The organism is Pantoea vagans (genome assembly GCF_004792415.1).
Classification (GTDB): Bacteria; Pseudomonadota; Gammaproteobacteria; order Enterobacterales; family Enterobacteriaceae; genus Pantoea; species Pantoea vagans.
The window spans coordinates 231,968-250,082 of the sequence record NZ_CP038853.1 but is presented as its reverse complement, the minus strand read 5'-3'; the positions used below and the strand labels follow the sequence as shown (position 1 = coordinate 250,082).

At 57.5% G+C, this 18,115-nt stretch carries 14 protein-coding genes; 7 read left to right on the top strand and 7 right to left on the bottom strand.

Annotated elements, in window-relative coordinates:
* Positions 1-2: 2 nt before the first annotated feature.
* Positions 3-2,387 (top strand): phosphoketolase family protein, encoded by a 2,385-nt coding sequence (locus EGO56_RS01185; protein ID WP_135907484.1) that lies wholly within the window; start codon positions 3-5, stop codon positions 2,385-2,387.
* Here the strand turns inward: EGO56_RS01185 and EGO56_RS01180 are convergent.
* Positions 2,384-2,971 carry a LysE family translocator gene (locus EGO56_RS01180; protein ID WP_135907483.1) on the bottom strand — a complete coding sequence of 196 codons (588 nt, stop codon included), beginning with the start codon at positions 2,969-2,971 and terminating at the stop codon, positions 2,384-2,386. The two genes, EGO56_RS01185 and EGO56_RS01180, sit on opposite strands and share 4 nt — an antisense overlap.
* A gap of 134 nt (positions 2,972-3,105) precedes the next feature.
* Between EGO56_RS01180 and EGO56_RS01175 the strand changes: the two genes are divergently transcribed.
* Positions 3,106-4,593: an aminotransferase-like domain-containing protein gene (locus EGO56_RS01175; RefSeq protein WP_013359431.1), complete on the top strand. Its 1,488-nt coding sequence runs from the start codon at positions 3,106-3,108 to the stop codon at positions 4,591-4,593.
* On the opposite strand, the gene EGO56_RS01170 is transcribed toward EGO56_RS01175, so the two are convergent.
* Positions 4,560-5,183: a glutathione S-transferase family protein gene (locus tag EGO56_RS01170; RefSeq protein ID WP_135907482.1), complete on the bottom strand. Its 624-nt coding sequence runs from the start codon at positions 5,181-5,183 to the stop codon at positions 4,560-4,562. The genes EGO56_RS01175 and EGO56_RS01170 overlap by 34 nt on opposite strands.
* 106 nt (positions 5,184-5,289) lie before the next feature.
* Here EGO56_RS01170 and EGO56_RS01165 point away from each other — a divergent pair, with 106 nt between their 5' ends.
* Positions 5,290-6,135 carry a PhzF family phenazine biosynthesis protein gene (locus tag EGO56_RS01165; protein WP_135907481.1) on the top strand — a complete coding sequence of 282 codons (846 nt, stop codon included), beginning with the start codon at positions 5,290-5,292 and terminating at the stop codon, positions 6,133-6,135.
* Positions 6,136-6,174: 39 nt separating this feature from the next.
* On the opposite strand, the gene EGO56_RS01160 is transcribed toward EGO56_RS01165, so the two are convergent.
* Positions 6,175-6,933, bottom strand: a complete 759-nt coding sequence (locus tag EGO56_RS01160; protein ID WP_135907480.1) for an SDR family NAD(P)-dependent oxidoreductase — start codon at positions 6,931-6,933, stop codon at positions 6,175-6,177.
* Between the two features lie 115 nt (positions 6,934-7,048).
* On the opposite strand from EGO56_RS01160, the gene EGO56_RS01155 reads away from it, so the two are divergent.
* From EGO56_RS01155 to EGO56_RS01145, 3 genes are all read left to right on the top strand, one after another.
* The gene (locus tag EGO56_RS01155; protein WP_013359435.1) at positions 7,049-7,948 is read left to right on the top strand and encodes a LysR family transcriptional regulator; all 900 of its coding nucleotides are present in this window, start codon (positions 7,049-7,051) and stop codon (positions 7,946-7,948) included.
* 45 nt (positions 7,949-7,993) lie between these two features.
* Positions 7,994-9,013: an inner membrane protein YhjD gene (gene yhjD, locus EGO56_RS01150; protein ID WP_135907479.1), complete on the top strand. Its 1,020-nt coding sequence runs from the start codon at positions 7,994-7,996 to the stop codon at positions 9,011-9,013.
* 272 nt (positions 9,014-9,285) lie between these two features.
* The gene (locus EGO56_RS01145) at positions 9,286-10,617 is read left to right on the top strand and encodes an MFS transporter (protein ID WP_033784267.1); all 1,332 of its coding nucleotides are present in this window, start codon (positions 9,286-9,288) and stop codon (positions 10,615-10,617) included.
* Between the two features lie 569 nt (positions 10,618-11,186).
* On the opposite strand, the gene ilvC is transcribed toward EGO56_RS01145, so the two are convergent.
* Complete coding sequence (gene ilvC / locus EGO56_RS01140) at positions 11,187-12,662, bottom strand: ketol-acid reductoisomerase (protein ID WP_033784686.1); 1,476 nt, start codon at positions 12,660-12,662, stop codon at positions 11,187-11,189.
* A 162-nt stretch (positions 12,663-12,824) separates the two neighbouring features.
* On the opposite strand from ilvC, the gene ilvY reads away from it, so the two are divergent.
* Positions 12,825-13,706 carry an HTH-type transcriptional activator IlvY gene (ilvY, locus tag EGO56_RS01135; protein ID WP_033734419.1) on the top strand — a complete coding sequence of 294 codons (882 nt, stop codon included), beginning with the start codon at positions 12,825-12,827 and terminating at the stop codon, positions 13,704-13,706.
* Here the strand turns inward: ilvY and ilvA are convergent, their stop codons facing one another.
* The 3 genes from ilvA to EGO56_RS01120 all read right to left on the bottom strand — a co-directional run bounded on the left by ilvA (position 13,707) and on the right by EGO56_RS01120 (position 18,099).
* Positions 13,707-15,254 carry a threonine ammonia-lyase, biosynthetic gene (ilvA, locus tag EGO56_RS01130; protein WP_135907478.1) on the bottom strand — a complete coding sequence of 516 codons (1,548 nt, stop codon included), beginning with the start codon at positions 15,252-15,254 and terminating at the stop codon, positions 13,707-13,709.
* A gap of 2 nt (positions 15,255-15,256) precedes the next feature.
* Complete coding sequence (gene ilvD, locus EGO56_RS01125; protein ID WP_095706524.1) at positions 15,257-17,107, bottom strand: dihydroxy-acid dehydratase; 1,851 nt, start codon at positions 17,105-17,107, stop codon at positions 15,257-15,259.
* Positions 17,108-17,169: 62 nt separating this feature from the next.
* Positions 17,170-18,099 carry a branched-chain amino acid transaminase gene (locus EGO56_RS01120; protein ID WP_135907477.1) on the bottom strand — a complete coding sequence of 310 codons (930 nt, stop codon included), beginning with the start codon at positions 18,097-18,099 and terminating at the stop codon, positions 17,170-17,172.
* Between the last annotated feature and the right edge of the window lie 16 nt (positions 18,100-18,115).

Genomic DNA, 18,115 nt, shown 5'->3' with positions numbered 1-18,115 from the left:
GCATGTCTTACTCCCCTGCATCACCGGAATTCACGCTGATCGACCGCTACTGGCGGGCAGCAAATTACCTCTCCGTCGGACAGATTTACCTGATGGATAACCCACTGTTACGCGAACCGCTCAAACCGGAGCACATCAAACCGCGTCTGCTGGGCCACTGGGGCACTACGCCAGGGCTGAATTTTATCTATGCCCATCTCAACCGTGTTATCCGCAAACAGAACCTGAATATGATCTACATCTGTGGGCCCGGACACGGCGGCCCCGGCATGGTGGCAAATACCTGGCTGGAGGGCAGCTACAGCGAAATTTATCCGCACATCTCCCAGGATGCAGCGGGCATGCAGCGCCTGTTTAAGCAGTTCTCGTTTCCGGGCGGCATTCCCAGCCACGCAGCACCGGAAACCCCCGGCTCGATTAATGAAGGCGGTGAGCTGGGCTATTCGCTCTCCCATGCCTTTGGTGCCGCTTTCGATAACCCCGATCTGGTGGTGCCGTGCGTGATTGGCGACGGTGAAGCCGAGACCGGCCCGCTGGCCTCCAGCTGGCACGGTATCAAATTCCTCAATCCTGAACGTGACGGCGCGGTGCTGCCGATTCTGCATCTTAACGGTTACAAGATTGCCAACCCTACGCTGCTGGGTCGCAGCAGCGACGACGATCTCCACCAGCTGTTCAGCGGCTACGGCTATGAGCCAATATTTGTCAGCGGACATGAGCCGGAAAAAATGCATCCGCTGATGGCGGAGGCGCTGGATAGCGCCTTCACTAAAATCGCCACTTATCAGCGTGAAGCCCGCAGCGACAACGTCAGCGCCGATGTGCCGCGCTGGCCGATGATCATTCTGCGCAGCCCCAAAGGCTGGACCGGCCCCAAAACGGTCGACGGTAAGAAGGTGGAAGATTTCTGGCGGGCGCATCAGGTACCGGTCGCCGCCTGTCGTGAAGATGACGGTCATCGCCAGATCCTTGAGACGTGGATGCGCAGCTACCAGCCCGATGACCTGTTTGATGAACAGGGTCGCTTAAAACCGGAACTGCAGGCGCTGGCACCGGAAGGCGATAAACGCATGGGCGCATCACCCTATGCCAATGGCGGCCTGCTGCGCCGCGAGCTGGATACGCCTGCGCTGGCGGAATTTGCCTGCGATGTCAGCGAGCCAGGCACAGAGATGGCGCAGGCCACGGAGCATCTGGGCCGCTATCTCAGCGTGCTGTTCCAGCGCAACCGCGATAATTTCCGTCTGTTTGGCCCGGATGAAACCGCCTCTAACCGCCTGACGCCAGTGTTCGACGTGACCAGCCGCACCTGGCTGGAACGAACCGAGCCGTACGATGAGCAGTTGGCGCGGGATGGCCGGGTGATGGAAATCCTCAGTGAGCATCAGTGTCAGGGCTGGCTGGAAGGTTATCTGCTGACCGGCCGTCACGGGCTGTTCAACTGCTATGAAGCCTTTATCCACATCGTCGATTCGATGTTTAACCAGCACGCCAAGTGGCTGAAAGTATCGCGTAAGCTGGGCTGGCGTAAGCCGATTTCATCGCTTAACTACCTGCTCTCTTCCCACGTCTGGCGACAGGACCACAACGGCTACAGCCATCAGGATCCGGGCTTTATGGATCACGTTGCCAACAAGAAAGCGGATATCGTGCGCATCTATCTGCCGCCCGATGCCAATACGCTGCTGTGGGTTGGCGATCACTGCCTGCGCACCTGGAATCGGATCAATGTGATTGTCGCGGGCAAACAGCCAGCGCCGCAGTGGCTGGATATGGCCAGCGCCGTGACGCATTGCGAAGCGGGAATGGGCGAGTGGCGCTGGGCAGGCACGACGCCGGAGAATGAACAGCCGGATGTGGTGATGGCCTGTGCCGGTGATGTGCCGACCATGGAGACAATGGCGGCGGTGGATCTGCTGCGCGAGATGCTGCCCGAACTGCGCATCCGGGTGGTGAACGTGGTCGATTTACTGGCACTGCAGCCGCAGGATAAGCATCCGCATGGCAAGTCTGATGCGGAATTCGACGCGCTGTTTACCCAGGATAAGCCGGTGATTTTTGCCTTCCACGGCTATCCGGCGCTGATACATCGTCTGACCTATGCGCGTACCAATCATCGCAACTTCCATGTGCGCGGCTTCAATGAAGAGGGAACCACCACCACACCATTTGATATGACGGTGCTGAACGAGCTTGACCGCTATCATCTGGCGCAGGAGGTGATTCTGCGGGTGCCGGGTCTGGCCGACGCCCATCCCGAGCTGCTGGAGGATTTACAGCAGCGTCTGGCGGAACATCACCGCTATGTCCGTGAACATGGCGAAGATTTGCCGGAGGTGCAGAACTGGAAATGGCCGTCGGCCACCGCACCCGGTGCCCCTGATTAAGCGGCCAGCAGTGCGTCGGTCAGCATCCAGACGGTGGTCGCCACCAATGACAGCGCCATCAGGCTGTTAAAAAGCTGACGCTTCCAGGCAATCTGCAGATGGCTGCGCAGGCGATCGCCCAGCGCAGCCCAGATGAGGATGCAGGGCAGATTGAGCAGCATAAAGCCGATCATCACCGTCAGCACGCCGCTGCTGCCGGTGTAGAGCAGCGCGACGTTGGTGGCCATCAGCCAGGCTTTGGGGTTGATGGCCTGGAAGCAGGCACCGCCCACCAGCGTCATCGGCTGTGGACGGGTTCGCGCTTCCGGTGCTTCGGCGCGAAAGATTTTCCAGGATAACCACATCAGATAGGTACAGCCTGCCAGCGTCAGCGGCAGGCGAATCGCCGCCATCCAGTGCAGCAACACCTCCAGCGCCATCCCGGCAATCACCGTCTGTAGCGCACAGCCCACTAAAATGCCAAACACCATCGGCAGGGTTCGCCGCATGCCAAAATTGACGCCGGAGGTCGCCAGCAACAGATTGTTCGGGCCTGGCGTAATGGACATCACGGTGACATAACTGAAGAAAGAGGGATCGAGCATAGTGGCTCTCCTGAAAGTGGACAGAGTTCTATGCTACGGCGGAGAAAGAGATGGTAACAGTGACACAAAATTACTATTGTTATGGTTACAGTTCCCGTTAACAGCAATTGTACCCATCTACGCCGGAGGCTTCTGTGTCCCTTGCTCCCACTTCCGATCAGCCACTCTATCAGCAGCTCGCAGACAGCTTCGCTGAGGCCATCCATCAGGGCACGCTGAAACCCGGTAAACGCCTGCCGGCGATCCGCCGCGTCGCTCAGTCACACCAGGTCAGCGTCAATACGGTGCTGAATGCCTGGCAGCTGCTGGAAGATCGCGGGCTGATTGAGGCGCGTCCGCAGTCGGGGTACTACGTGCGCGGCGTATTGCCCGCCGTCACCCGTCACGGTCAGCACAAAGCCCGGGTACGCGACCCCAGCAGCGGCAAGCTCGACCTGATCGATAAGGTGTTTGCAGCGCAGAACCATCCCGACTACACCAATATCTCGCTGGCCTGCCCGCAGGACAGCGAGCTGTTCCCGGCGGCGCGCATCGCCCGGATTACCGCCTCGCTGCTGCGCCGTCATCCCAACATTATCGGGCGCTATGCACTTCCGCCTGGTAGTGAGCGCTTACGGGAGGAGATTGCGCGACGGGCGCTGCACGCCGGGCAAACGCTCACCGCCGACGAGATCACCCTGACCCACGGCTGCATGGAAGCGCTTCAGCTGGCGCTACGGGCGGTGACGCAGCCCGGCGACTGCGTCGGGCTGGAGTCACCGACTTACTTCTTCCTCTTCCCGCTGCTGGCGTCGCTGGGCCTGAAGGCGCTGGAAATCCCTACCGATCCGCAACATGGCCTGTCGCTGGATGCGCTGGAGATGCTGCTGCAGGAGCAGCGTATTAAGGCACTGATTGCAATGCCCAGCGTGCAGAATCCGCTGGGCTGCGGCATGTCGCTGGAGAATAAGAAGCGGCTGGCGAAGTTAGTGAATACTTACCACGTTCCGCTGATAGAAGACGGACTGTATGACGAGTTGCAGTTCGACTGGCCGCTCTCGCCCGCCGTGAAAGCCTTTGATCGCGATGGCTGGGTGATTTACTGCACCAGCTTTACCAAAACCGTGGCACCCGATTTCCGACTTGGCTGGACCGCCGCAGGCCGTTTTCATGACGCGATTGCCCGACTGAAAGCAGTATCGTCGATGGCCGAATCCGCCCTGCTCTCCGAAACGCTGGCGGAGTTTCTTGCGTCCGGCGGTTACGATCACCATCTGCGCACGCTGCGTCGTCGCTACGCGGCCAATCTGGATGAGGCGCGCGGTCTGATCGCACGCTACTTCCCGGTGGGAACCCGCGCGACGCTGCCGCGCGGTGGATTTGTTTTCTGGGTCGAGTTACCGGGCGGCGTGAATACCACCGAGATGTTTGATCGGCTGCTGCAGGAGCAGATTTGCGTCACGCCTGGCGCGCTCTATTCGCTGAGTGAGCGCTACAACCATGCGCTGCGTCTCTCCTGCTGCTATCCGTTTGATGCCCGCTACACCCGGGCGATTCAGCGCGCGGGCGAAATCGCCTGTGAACTGGCGGGCGTGCCGTGCGGCGAAGCTCAGGGTGTACCGTTGCGGCCCCAGACGGTATAGCCGCGACGTTCAGTCAGGCGCTCGTAATAGGTGCGCACCGCCGGATAGTCGGGATGATCGAGCGGGGTTTCAAACCAGCGGTTTACCGCCAGGCCAATCGGAATGTCTGCCAGAGTAAAATTGCGTCCGGCGACGTAGCGGCCGGTTTTTTCCAGCTGCTGATTGAGAATGCTCATGGTGTGCGCCCAGCCTTTGCTGGCCGCAGCCAGCAGTCGCGGGTCCTGATGGGCCGGTGAGTTTCGCACCAGCGACATAAAGGCGTAGCGCCATGAGGTGTTGAGTTCGGTGGATTGCCAGTCCATCCACTGATCGACAGGCGCACGCGTCTGCGGATGCAGAGGATAAAGCCATTCACCGCCATAGGTGTTCGCCAGATAGCGCAGAATGGCGTTAGATTCCCACATCACAAAGTCATCATCTTTTAATACGGGCACCATCGCATTCGGGTTGAGTGCCATGAATTCGGGCAGGTGCGTTGAACGGAAGCCGTCGCCCCACTCTTCGCGCTGGTAATCAAGGTCCAGCTCGTCACACAGCCATAATACTTTGCGCACGTTGATTGAGGAGGCGCGTCCCAGGATCGTCAGCATTCACAGTCTCCGATAAAATCTTTAACTTATTGATAACGCTGTTAGCTGTTATAAGCAATCATCCGGCAGAGAAAAGGCCACACTGAACCCAGAGCAAGGAGTCACAATGAAGGTCGCGTTTAAGCAAGTCGATGTGTTTACCTCATCAGCCTTTAACGGCAATCCGCTGGCGGTGATCATGGATGCTCAGGGGTTAAGCGACAGCCAGCTGGCGGCGATTGCCCGCTGGACAAACCTGTCGGAAACCACCTTTGTCCTGCCGCCTCAGCATGAAGAGGCGGACTATCGGGTGCGGATTTTTACCGTTGAAGGGGAACTGCCGTTTGCCGGTCATCCGACGCTGGGCACCGCCCATGCGCTGCTGGAGGCGGGCTGGTCAACCCGCACGCCGGGTGAAATCGTGCAGGAGTGCGGCGTCGGTAACGTGACGGTGAAGATAGGTGACGCGGGCCTGGCATTTGCCGCGCCGGCTGCCACGCTGATGCCCTGGCAGGATGCGCGGATGAGTAACGCCTTAAACAGCGATGCGTTCGATCTGACGCAAAGTCCGACGGTAGTGGACATGGGAATTCGCTGGCTGCTCATACCGATGATCAGCGCCGAAGCGGTACTGGAGCTGCAGCCCGATGTCAGTGAATTGCAGCGTCTGATTCAGCATGCGGGTGTCTCGGGCATCATGCCCTTTGGTCGCCTGCCCACTGGCGAGCCTGAACAGTATGAAGTGCGCGGTCTGCTGGTGGAGAATGGCAGCCTGACCGAAGATCCGGTTACCGGCAGCGCCAACGCCTGTCTGGCGCGTTACTTTGCCGCGGCAGGACAAACCACCCCCTATCGTGTTCGCCAGGGCACTGCCCTGCAGCGCGCGGGGCGGGTGAACGTGACCTTTGCCGGTGAGACCATCTGGATTGGTGGCAATACCGTGACCGTCATCGACGGCACTATTACGCTGTGAAAGGCGGCGGCGTCGTATTTTCCGCGACGCCGCCCGGGGTTAAATTCCCTGCCCGCCGGACGCTTCAATGCGCTGCGCGGTGATCCAGCCGGTTTCGTCACTGAGGATCGCGCTGCTGGCGTCGCCGATATCATCCGGCAGTCCGACCCGACCCAGCGCCGTCAGCCCGGCAATCTGGTCGTTAATCTCGCGGGTATCACGCACACGTCCTCCGCCAAAGTCTGTCTCTATCGCGCCAGGAGCCAGAATGTTGACGCGAATGCGGCGTTCACCCAGCTCTTTCGCCTGATAACGCGTCAGGACCTCCATCGCCCCTTTCATCGACGCATAGGTTGCGGAGCCAGGATAGACCAGCCGGGTCAGACCGCTGGAGATATTCAGGATGCGACCCCCGTCGTTAATCAGCGGCAGCAGCTTCTGGGTCAGGAAGTAAGGCCCTTTGAAATGCACATTCACCAGTGCATCAAATTCCGCCTCGGTGGTGTCGGTAAACGGCTTGTAGTGTCCGTGACCGGCGTTGTTCACTAAATAGTCAAATCGCTCACGCTGCCACTGCTGTTGCAGTACTTCTTTCACCTCACCGACAAAGCGATCAAACTGCCCGGTTTCGCCGACATCCAGCGCCAGCGCCACGGCGCGCTGTCCCAGCGCTTCAATTTCCTTTACAACCGACTGTGCCTCATCGGCATGGCTGCGGTAAGTCAGAATAATATCTGTGCCTCTGGCAGCCAGTTTTAAGGCTCCATTGCGGCCTAAACCGCGGTTTGCACCGGTAATTAACGCCACTTTCTGATTCATCTCACACACCTGTTGAAAAATTGAACACGGTTTAAGGATATTCGCGAATTATTGATCTATAAACAGGGTTAAACGCGCATCACTGTTTCAATAAAAACAACAATCGGTGAACAACATGGACAAAATTCACGCAATGCAGGTGTTTGTGCGGGTGGCCGAAATGGGCAGTTTTACCCGCGCGGCAGAGAGTTTAGGCATACCCAAAGGCAGCGTATCGCGACAGATTCAGGCGCTGGAGAATCAAATGGCAACACGTTTGCTGCATCGCACCACGCGCCGGGTGCAACTAACCCAGGATGGCCTGGTCTATTACGACCGCTGCCTGGATCTGTTGTCGATGATTGACGATATGGACAGCCTGTTTCAGCACGAGCCCGCTTCGCTCAGCGGTAAACTCCGGGTCGACATGTCAGTGGCGATGGCCACCGGCTTTATCCTGCCAAGGCTGCCGGAATTTTTGCAGCACTACCCGGGCGTGGAAATTGAGCTGAGCAGCAGCGACCGACAGGTAGATGTAATCCGGGAAGGATTTGACTGCGTCATCCGGGTCGGTGAGCTGAAGGATTCGGGGCTGATTGCGCGAAAAATTGGTACTCATACCTTGATCAACTGCGCCAGCCCTGGCTACCTTTCGCGGTTCGGCATGCCAATCCGGCTGGAAGAGCTGTCGCAGCATGCGATGGTGCATTACAGCCAGCAGCTCGGACAGGCCTCACCCGGTTTTGAATATTTTGATGGCAGGCAGTGCCATTACGTTCATACCGGTGGCGTGGTGACGGTAAACAGCACAGAAACCTACCGCGCCGCCTGTCTGGCAGGGCTGGGGATTATTCAGGTGCCCGCTGCCGGGATTCAGACATTACTGGAAAGGGGCGAGCTGGTGGAAGTGCTCCATCGCTTTCCCGCCAGGCCGATGCCGATCCATCTGCTCTATCCGCACCGGCGCAATGTGGCACGCCGCGTAAGGGTATTTATGGAGTGGCTGAGTCAGGTGTTACAGGAGTACGTCACCTGAGCGGCTATACTTTGATTTTAATGATAAACAGGACAGTGAAGGTCTATGACAGACAAGCAGGAAAACCCGCAGGATATGCAGCCAGCAAAGCCGCTTATCGATATTAAAACCGGCAATCACACCGTGGATGAGTCGATTGTTCGCGTGTCGCGCTTCGCCACCTGGTTCCAGTCTATTCCGGCGGTGGCGCATTTTATTCGCGCTCTCGACCGCTTTAATGACCGACTCGGCAGCCAGTTTGGCGCAGCTATTACTTATTTTTCATTTTTATCGCTGATCCCCATTCTGATGGTGTCGTTTGCCGCCGTGGGTTTTGTGCTGGCATCGAATCAGGATCTGCTGACCGATATCATCAACAAAATCGTCAGCAGCATCAGTGACCCGACGCTGGCGACCACGCTGAAGAATACGGTGAATACCGCCATTCAGCAGCGTGCCACCGTGGGTATCACCGGTTTACTGCTGGCGCTCTACTCCGGTCTTAACTGGATGGGTAATCTGCGTGAAGCGATCCGCGCCCAGTCGCGCGACGTGTGGGAACGTAAACCGGATGACAAAGAGAAGATCTGGAAGCGTTATATTCGCGACTTCCTGTCGCTGACGGGTCTGATGCTGGCGCTGGTGATTACGCTGTCGCTGACCTCGGTGGCCGGTTCTGCCCAGGCGACCATTGTGAGTGCGCTGGGGCTGGATGGCATTGAGTGGTTACGACCTGCCCTGACCATTATCGCCACGTCGATTTCCGTTCTGGCGAACTATCTGTTGTTCCTCTGGATTTTCTGGATCCTGCCGCGTCATAAGCCGCGCAAAAAAGCACTGTTCCGCGGCACCCTGCTGGCGGCAATCGGCTTTGAGGTGATTAAGTTTGTGATGACGCTGACGCTGCCGAAGCTGGCGACCTCACCTTCCGGTGCAGCCTTTGGTTCTGTACTCGGTCTGATGGCGTTCTTCTATTTCTTCGCCCGTCTGACACTGTTCTGTGCAGCGTGGATCGCCACGGCCAAATATAAAGACGACCCTCAGATGCCGGAAGCGGGCAGCGCATCCCGCCGCAAAGCATCGTAATCCGTTAACAACAGCGGAAAATGTCACCCCTCGGCTATTTTTTCACCAGATAACAGGATGAATAGCTGAGGGGTCACTTTTATTTAGCCCTTTCTTAGAGTATCCCGCCAGATATCGTCCGGTTTACCCCGGTATCGCCCGGCATTCGTCACACCACAGAAATTATCCTCTTTTTGCCCTCTGAAGCCAGACGCGGCGCGGGTTTTCATCATTGAATGCGCTCTGGCAGATGCGTAAGATTCTTTGTCTGTATTTACAAATAAGAAACAGTTATGCAAGCCTCCCTCACAGACACACTCGACAAACAGCAGGATCCCACACCAGTTAACTCACGCAGTAAGGTGGTGATTGCCTCGCTGGTCGGCACGGCCATCGAGTTCTTCGACTTCTATATTTATGCCACTGCTGCTGTCATCGTTTTCCCGCACATTTTCTTCCCGCAGGGTGATGCCACGGTCGCGACGCTACAGTCGCTGGCCACTTTTGCTATCGCCTTTATCGCGCGCCCGATTGGCTCTGCGGTGTTTGGTCACTTTGGCGATCGCGTCGGGCGTAAAGCCACGCTGGTTGCCTCGCTGCTAACCATGGGGATCTCTACCGTGGTGATCGGCCTGTTGCCGAGCTATGAAACTATCGGTGTGCTGGCGCCGCTGCTGCTGGCGCTGGCGCGTTTTGGTCAGGGGCTGGGACTGGGTGGTGAATGGGGCGGCGCGGCGCTGCTGGCGACGGAAAACGCCCCGGCGAAGAAGCGTGCGCTTTATGGTTCATTCCCTCAGTTGGGTGCACCGATTGGCTTTTTCTTCGCGAACGGGACTTTCCTGCTGCTCTCCTGGCTGCTGACCGATGAGCAGTTTATGCAGTGGGGCTGGCGTGTGCCGTTTATTCTCTCCGCTGTACTGGTGCTGATTGGCCTGTATGTGCGCGTGTCGCTGCATGAGAGTCCGGTGTTTGCCAAAGTGCAGAAAGAGAAGAAGCAGGTTCGGGTGCCGATTGCGGCGCTGCTGGGCAAGCATCTGACCGCCACCATTCTCGGCACCTTTATCATGCTGGCGACCTATACGCTGTTCTATATCATGACCGTCTATTCGATGAGCTACGGCACCACGCCAGCACCAGCGGGTCTGGGCATTCCGCGTAACAGTATGTTGTGGATGCTGATGCTGGCGGTGATTGGTTTTGGTGTGATGGTGCCGATTGCCGGTTTGCTGGCCGACCGTTTTGGTCGTCGCAAGACGATGATTACCATTACGCTGATGATTATCGCGTTTTCGTTCCTGTTCCCGGCAATGCTGGGTTCCGGTTCACAGGCGCTGGTGATGGCGTTTCTGCTGCTGGGTCTGAGCATTATGGGGCTGACGTTTGGCCCGATGGGCGCGCTGCTGCCGGAGCTGTTCCCGACCGAAGTGCGTTATACCGGTGCCTCGTTCTCCTATAACCTTTCCTCGATTCTGGGAGCCTCTGTTGCGCCGTACATCGCGACCTGGCTGAATGCCAATTATGGTCTGCAGGCAGTGGGGCTGTATCTGGCGTCGATGGCAGTGCTGACGCTGATAGCGCTGCTGGCCTGTAAAGAGACGCGTCACCAGACGTTGTATGACGTTTAATCCTGTTGGATGAAGGTCAGTGAAACCCGGCATCTGCCGGGTTTTTTTATGGAGCGGGCTCACAGAGTACAACTGCTCTGAAGGGCTAAAAAAGCATCGCCTTATGGTCAGGTGACAGGCTCAGGGAGCATATGCCTTTCGCAAAGACGCAAAAGACGCCATCCCTGGCCCGCGATGCTTTGCTACAGGCGTATGCTCCCATCGCTTGAAGTGGATTAGTTGTCTGTTCGAAAAAGCTGAATCGCGTTTAAAGGCGTAGTGATATTGGCAGCAATGAAGAAGCTTAAGGACACAGGCAACACGGGCAGAAGAGGAAAGCGTCCCGCGCCAGGGACAAAAACGCCGGGAGCGTTTTTGAACAACGCAAAGCGTTGGCCCGTTTACGGGCGCACCTCAGGGATGAGGTGCGTAATCGTGCGGGCCGAGCGGCCAGGGATTGGCTTAAGCGCCTTTCCGATCTGACCGTGTTGCCTGTGCAGGCACGGTCTTATAGCAATGCAGGCTGTGTTCACAAACAAAAAACCCCGGCAAGCCGGGGTTTGTTTTGCTGAAAACTGTGTTGCCGGTTATTAGCCCGCGACAGCGATACGCTTCATATCGGTCATATAGCCACGCAGTTTGCGGCCAACAGTTTCAATCGGATGCTGGCGAACGGCTTCGTTGACGTCACGCAGCTGCGCGTTGTCGACCTGCGTGCCTTCAACCGCTTTACCCAGATCGCCTGGCTGCAGCGTGGTCATGAACTCTTTCAGCAGCGGCACCGCAGCGAAGGAGAACAGGTAGTTACCATATTCGGCGGTATCAGAGATAACTACGTTCATTTCATACAGACGCTTACGTGCGATGGTGTTCGCGATCAGCGGCAGCTCATGCAGGGATTCGTAGTAAGCGGACTCTTCAATGATGCCGGCATCGACCATGGTTTCAAACGCCAGCTCAACGCCCGCTTTAACCATCGCAACCATCACAACACCTTTATCGTAGTACTCCTGCTCTTCGATTTTGCCTTCATACTGTGAGGCAGTTTCGAATGCGGTCTGGCCGGTCTCTTCACGCCAGGTCAGCAGGTTTTTATCATCGTTAGCCCAGTCAGCCATCATGCCAGAAGAGAATTCGCCGGAAATGATGTCATCCATGTGCTTCTGGAACAGCGGCGCCATGATGGTTTTCAGCTGCTCTGACAGCGCATAAGCACGCAGTTTAGCCGGGTTAGAGAGGCGGTCCATCATCAGGGTGATGCCACCAAATTTCAGTGACTCGGTGATGGTTTCCCAGCCGAACTGAATCAGTTTTTCTGCGTAAGCCGGGTCCGTACCTTCAGCCACCAGCTTGTCGAAGCAGAGCAGTGAACCCGCCTGCAGCATGCCGCACAGGATGGTCTGCTCACCCATCAGGTCAGATTTCACTTCTGCAACGAAGGAGGATTCCAGCACGCCAGCACGATCGCCGCCGGTCGCTGCTGCCCAGGCTTTAGCAATCGCCATGCCTTCGCCTTTTGGATCGTTTTCCGGGTGAACCGCGATCAGCGTCGGAACACCAAAGCCGCGCTTGTACTCTTCACGGACTTCAGTACCCGGGCACTTCGGTGCCACCATGACTACGGTGATGTCTTTACGGATGCTTTCGCCCACTTCAACGATGTTGAAACCGTGCGAGTAACCCAGCGCAGCGCCATCTTTCATCAGCGGCTGAACAGCCTGAACGACAGCAGAGTGCTGCTTGTCTGGCGTCAGGTTAACCACCAGGTCCGCCTGCGGGATCAGATCTTCGTAAGTACCCACTTTGAAACCGTTATCGGTCGCTTTGCGCCATGAAGGGCGTTTCTCAGCAATCGCTTCGGCACGCAGTGCATAGGCGACATCCAGACCTGAATCACGCATGTTCAGACCCTGGTTCAGGCCCTGCGCGCCACAGCCAACGATAACGACTTTTTTGCCTTTCAGGAAACTGGCACCATCTGCGAATTCATCACGCGCCATGAAACGACATTTGCCTAATTGCGCCAGCTGGTTGCGCAGGTTCAATGTGTTGAAATAGTTAGCCATGGGTACTCCGGTAAGGTTGTGTTTGCTTTTTTTGTTCAGGAACGGCGTGTCATGCAACGCCGCGAATGACCCCATCATATGACAGGAATTCTGTTGCTTAAATTGATATATTAACAACGTCACATTGCAATAAATGCAACACTAAACAGAGGCGACGCGCGCATGGATTTACGGGATCTGAAACTGTTTCTTCATCTGGCAGAAAGCTGCCACTTCGGGCGCACGGCGCGTGCGATGCACGTCAGCCCTTCCACACTGTCACGCCAGATCCAGCGGCTTGAAGACGATGTCGGCCATGCGCTCTTTCTGCGTGATAACCGCACCGTGACGCTGACGGAAGCGGGAGAACGCCTGCGCCAGTTTGCCCAGCAGACGCTGTTGCAGTATCAGCAACTGCGCCATGTGATGGATCTTAACGGCCCGTCACTCAGCGGCGAACTGCGACTGTTCTGTTCTGTGACGGCGGCCTACAGTCATCTGCCGCCGATTCTCGATCGCTTTCGCGCGGAACATCCGCAGGTCGAAATCAAACTGGATACCGGTGATGCTGCGGATGCGGTGGAAAAAGTCCACTCCGGCGATGCCGATCTGGCGATTGCCGGACGGCCTGAAACCCTGCCCGCCAGCATTGATTTTATGCCACTGGGGCTGATCCCGCTGGTGCTGATTGCGCCCGCACTGCCCTGTGCTGTTCGCACCCAGGCCACCCAGCCGCAGCCCGACTGGTCAAAAATTCCGTTTATCCTGCCGGTGCAGGGACCGGCACGGCGGCGTATCGATCTCTGGTTTCGCCGCCAGCGCATCCCGAATCCGGTGATTTACGCCACGGTATCGGGCCATGAAGCGATTGTCTCGATGGTGGCGCTGGGTTGCGGTATTGCACTGTTGCCGGATGTGGTGCTTGAGAACAGTCCGGATCCGGTGCGGAACCGCGTGCTGTTGCTGGAGAATATTGACTCGGTTGCGCCGTTCGAACTCGGCATCTGCGTGCAGAAAAAGCGGCTCGGAGAGCCGCTGATTAGTGCTTTCTGGAGCCAGCTGTAATCAGTGGCCTGACAGGAAGAAGCGGAACGCCGGGTTCTGGCTTTCGTCGTGAAAGTCGTAACCCAGGTCGGTGAGATGCTCCTCGAAACGTGGCTCATCGCAGCCGAGTTCAAAAGCCGCCAGCACACGACCGTAATCGGTGCCATGGCTGCGATAGTGAAACAGCGAGATATTCCAGTGGGTGCCCAGCGTCTGCAGGAACTTCAGCAACGCGCCCGGCGCCTCCGGGAATTCAAAGCTGAAGAGCCGTTCACGCAGCGGCTTGGATGGACGTCCGCCCACCATGTAACGCACATGCAGTTTTGCCATCTCATCATCTGACAGATCGACCACCTGATAACCGCCGCGGGTGAGCTCGCTGATGATTTCGCTGCGCTCTTCCACGCCACGCGTCAGACGTACACCAACAAAAATGCAGGCTTTATCCGCGTCCGCGTAGCGATAGTTGAACTCGGTGATTGAACGTCCGCCCAGCGTCTGACAGAAACGCAGGAAGCTGCCCTGCTGTTCCGGGATGGTGACGGCCAGCAGCGCTTCACGCTGTTCGCCCAGCTCGCAACGCTCGGAGACGTAACGCAGGCCGTGGAAGTTGACGTTGGCACCGGACAAGACATGCGCCAGCCGCTCGCCTTTGATGTCGTGCTGCTGGATATACTTCTTCATGCCCGCCAGCGCCAGCGCGCCAGACGGCTCCGCCACGGCACGAACATCTTCGAACAGGTCTTTCATCGCAGCGCAAATCGCATCGCTGTCGACGGTGATGATGTCATCAATGTAGGCCTGACAGAGCCGGAAGGTTTCGCTGCCAATTCGTTTGACCGCGACGCCTTCGGCAAACAGCCCGACGCGTGGCAGATCGACCGGATGACCGGCGTCCAGCGCCGCTTTCAGGCAGGCTGAATCTTCTGACTCCACCGCGATGACTTTGATCTGCGGCATCAGCTGCTTGATCAGCACCGCAACGCCCGCGGCCAGACCGCCGCCACCTACCGGGACAAAGACCCGGTCGAGGTGCGCATCCTGCTGCAGCAGCTCCATCGCCAGCGTGCCCTGTCCGGCAATCACAGCCGGATGGTCAAACGGCGGCACGAAGGTGTAGCCACGCTGTTCAGCGAGCTCTATCGCTTTAGCTTTCGCCTCGTCAAAGTTGGCCCCAAACAGAAAAGCCTCACCGCCAAATGCGCGCACCGCATCAACCTTGATGTCTGCGGTCGCCAGCGGCATCACAATCAGTGACTTGATGCCGAGCTTCGTCGCGGAGAGCGCCACGCCCTGCGCATGGTTACCGGCTGATGCCGTCACCACGCCGCGCGCTTTCTGCTCTTCGTTCAGACCGGCAATCATCGCGTAGGCACCGCGTAGCTTGAAACTGTGTACCGGCTGGCGATCCTCCCGCTTCACCAGAATGGTGTTGCCGAGACGCGATGAAATTTTTTCCATAACCTGCAGCGGCGTCACCTGTGCCACTTCATACACCGGTGAACGCAGCACTGCGCGCAGATACTCCGCGCCGCATGGCGCGTCGGGTAGCGGTTGAGACTCGGCCATGGTTAGCCTCCCAGCTTGCTCTTATCGCGGACGGCACCTTTGTCAGCACTGGTCGCGAGTAATGCGTAAGCACGCAGCGCAAAGGAGACTTCACGCTGACGATTGACCGGCGTATACGCCGCATCGCCACGTGCCTGCTGCTCTTCACGGCGGGCGTGCAGTTCGTTATCCGGCACAGCGAGTTTGATGCCGCGGTTAGGGATATCGATTTCAATGGTGTCGCCATCTTTGACCAGCGCAATAGTGCCGCCGTTGGCCGCTTCAGGCGAAGCATGGCCGATAGAGAGGCCTGATGTACCGCCGGAGAAACGACCGTCGGTAATCAGTGCGCAGCTTTTGCCCAGACCCATCGATTTCAGATAGGTGGTCGGATAGAGCATTTCCTGCATGCCCGGCCCGCCTTTTGGTCCTTCATAGCGGATGACGACCACGTCGCCTGCGACTACTTTGCCGCCCAGAATCGCTTCTACCGCGTCATCCTGGCTTTCATAGACTTTGGCCGGACCGGTGAAGGTCAGGATCTCTTTGTCGACGCCCGCGGTTTTGACGATACAGCCATCTTCGGCAATATTGCCGTACAGCACGGCCAGACCGCCATCCTGTGAGTAAGCGTTTTCGCGGGTGCGGATACAGCCTTCGGCACGGTCATCATCCAGCGTGTCCCAGCGGCAGTTCTGCGAGAATGCCTGGGTAGTACGGATGCCCGCCGGGCCCGCGCGGAACATATCTTTTACCGCCTGATCTTTGGTCAGCATGATGTCGTACTGATCCAGCGTTTCACGCATCGTCTGCTGCAGGATGTTGCGCGCGCTGCTGTCGAACAGACCTGCGCGATCCAGCTCGCCCAGAATCGCGAAAACGCCACCTGCGCGATGCACATCTTCCATGTGGTATTTCGGGGTACTTGGCGCGACTTTACAAAGCTGAGGCACTTTACGTGACAGGCGATCGATGTCGGAGATGTTGAAGTCGATGTCGCCTTCCTGTGCCGCCGCCAGCAGGTGCAGCACAGTGTTGGTGGAGCCGCCCATGGCGATATCCAGCATCATGGCGTTCTCGAAAGCGGCCTTGTTCGCGATGTTACGCGGCAGCATGTTGACGTCATCCTGCTCATAGTAGCGCTTGGTCAGGCTGACGATGCGCTTACCGGCATTGATGAACAGCTCTTTGCGATCGGCGTGCGTGGCCAGCAGTGAACCATTACCAGGCTGCGACAGGCCGAGTGCTTCGGTCAGGCAGTTCATCGAGTTGGCGGTGAACATACCGGAACAGGAGCCGCAGGTCGGACAGGCAGAGCGTTCGATCTGATCGCTGTCGGCATCGCTGACATTCGGATTGGCACCCTGAATCATCGCATCCACCAGGTCCAGCTTGATGATCTGGTCAGAAAGCTTGGTTTTACCCGCTTCCATCGGTCCGCCAGAAACGAAGATCACCGGAATATTGAGGCGCAGAGACGCCATCAGCATGCCTGGGGTGATTTTATCGCAGTTGGAGATGCAGACCATGGCGTCGGCGCAGTGCGCGTTGACCATGTACTCGACCGAGTCAGCAATCAGCTCACGCGAAGGCAGTGAATACAGCATGCCGCCATGACCCATGGCAATACCGTCATCCACCGCGATGGTGTTGAACTCTTTAGCCACACCGCCCGCTGCTTCGATCTGCTCAGCGACGAGTTTACCCAGATCGCGGAGGTGAACGTGGCCAGGGACAAATTGGGTGAATGAGTTAACCACAGCGATAATCGGCTTGCCGAAATCGTCGTCGGTCATTCCTGTCGCGCGCCATAAGGCACGGGCACCCGCCATATTGCGGCCGTGGGTGGTAGTGGCGGAACGGTACTTAGGCATGCTCTATTTACTCCAGTAAGAATTAGCTCGCGGACGTCAGATGACGCCCGCGCTGTATCTGATTATGGGTTAACCGGATCTAACCAGCCCCATTTGTCTTCTGTTTCGCCAGTGAACAGACCAAAGAAGGCCTGCTGGACACGTTTGGTGACCGGACCACATTTGCCTTCGCCCACCTGAATGCGGTCAACGCTGCGCACCGGTGTGATTTCTGCCGCGGTGCCAGACATAAAGACTTCGTCAGCCAGATAGAGAGATTCACGCGACAGAGTCTGCTCACGCACTTCAATGCCCATATCACGCGCCAGCGTGATAATCGCATCGCGGGTAATGCCCGGCAGTGCCGAAGAGGTAAATGGCGGGGTATAGAGCACGCCATCTTTAACTTCAAACAGGTTTTCGCCAGCGCCTTCTGAGATCAGGCCATTAGTATCCAGCGCAATGCCTTCCTGATAGCCATGACGACGGGCTTCGCTGCCCACCAGCAGCGAGGAGAGGTAGTTACCACCCGCTTTAGCGGCGGTTGGCAGGGTATTTGGTGCTACGCGGTTCCATGAAGAGACCATGGCATCGATGCCGTTTTCCAGCGCTTCAGCGCCCAGGTAAGCGCCCCACGGGAAGGCGGCAATGATCACGTCGGTAGTGAAGCCATCTGGCGGGTTCACGCCCAGGCCCACGTCGCCGACAAAGGCCAGCGGACGGATATAAGCACTTTTCAGTTTGTTCACGCGGATGACTTCGCGGCACGCTTCCATCAGCTCATCAACGCTGCTTTTAATCGGGAAGCGGTAGATTTTGGCGGAGTCGTGCAGACGTTGCATGTGTTCACGATGACGGAACACAACCGGTCCTTTGTGAGAGTCGTAGCAGCGCACGCCTTCAAATACCGACGTACCGTAGTGCAACGCGTGGGACATGACGCTGACCTTCGCATCTTCCCACTTAACCATCTCGCCATTGAACCAAATAAAGTCTGCTTTCTTCGTGCTCATTGTTATTCCCTCTCGC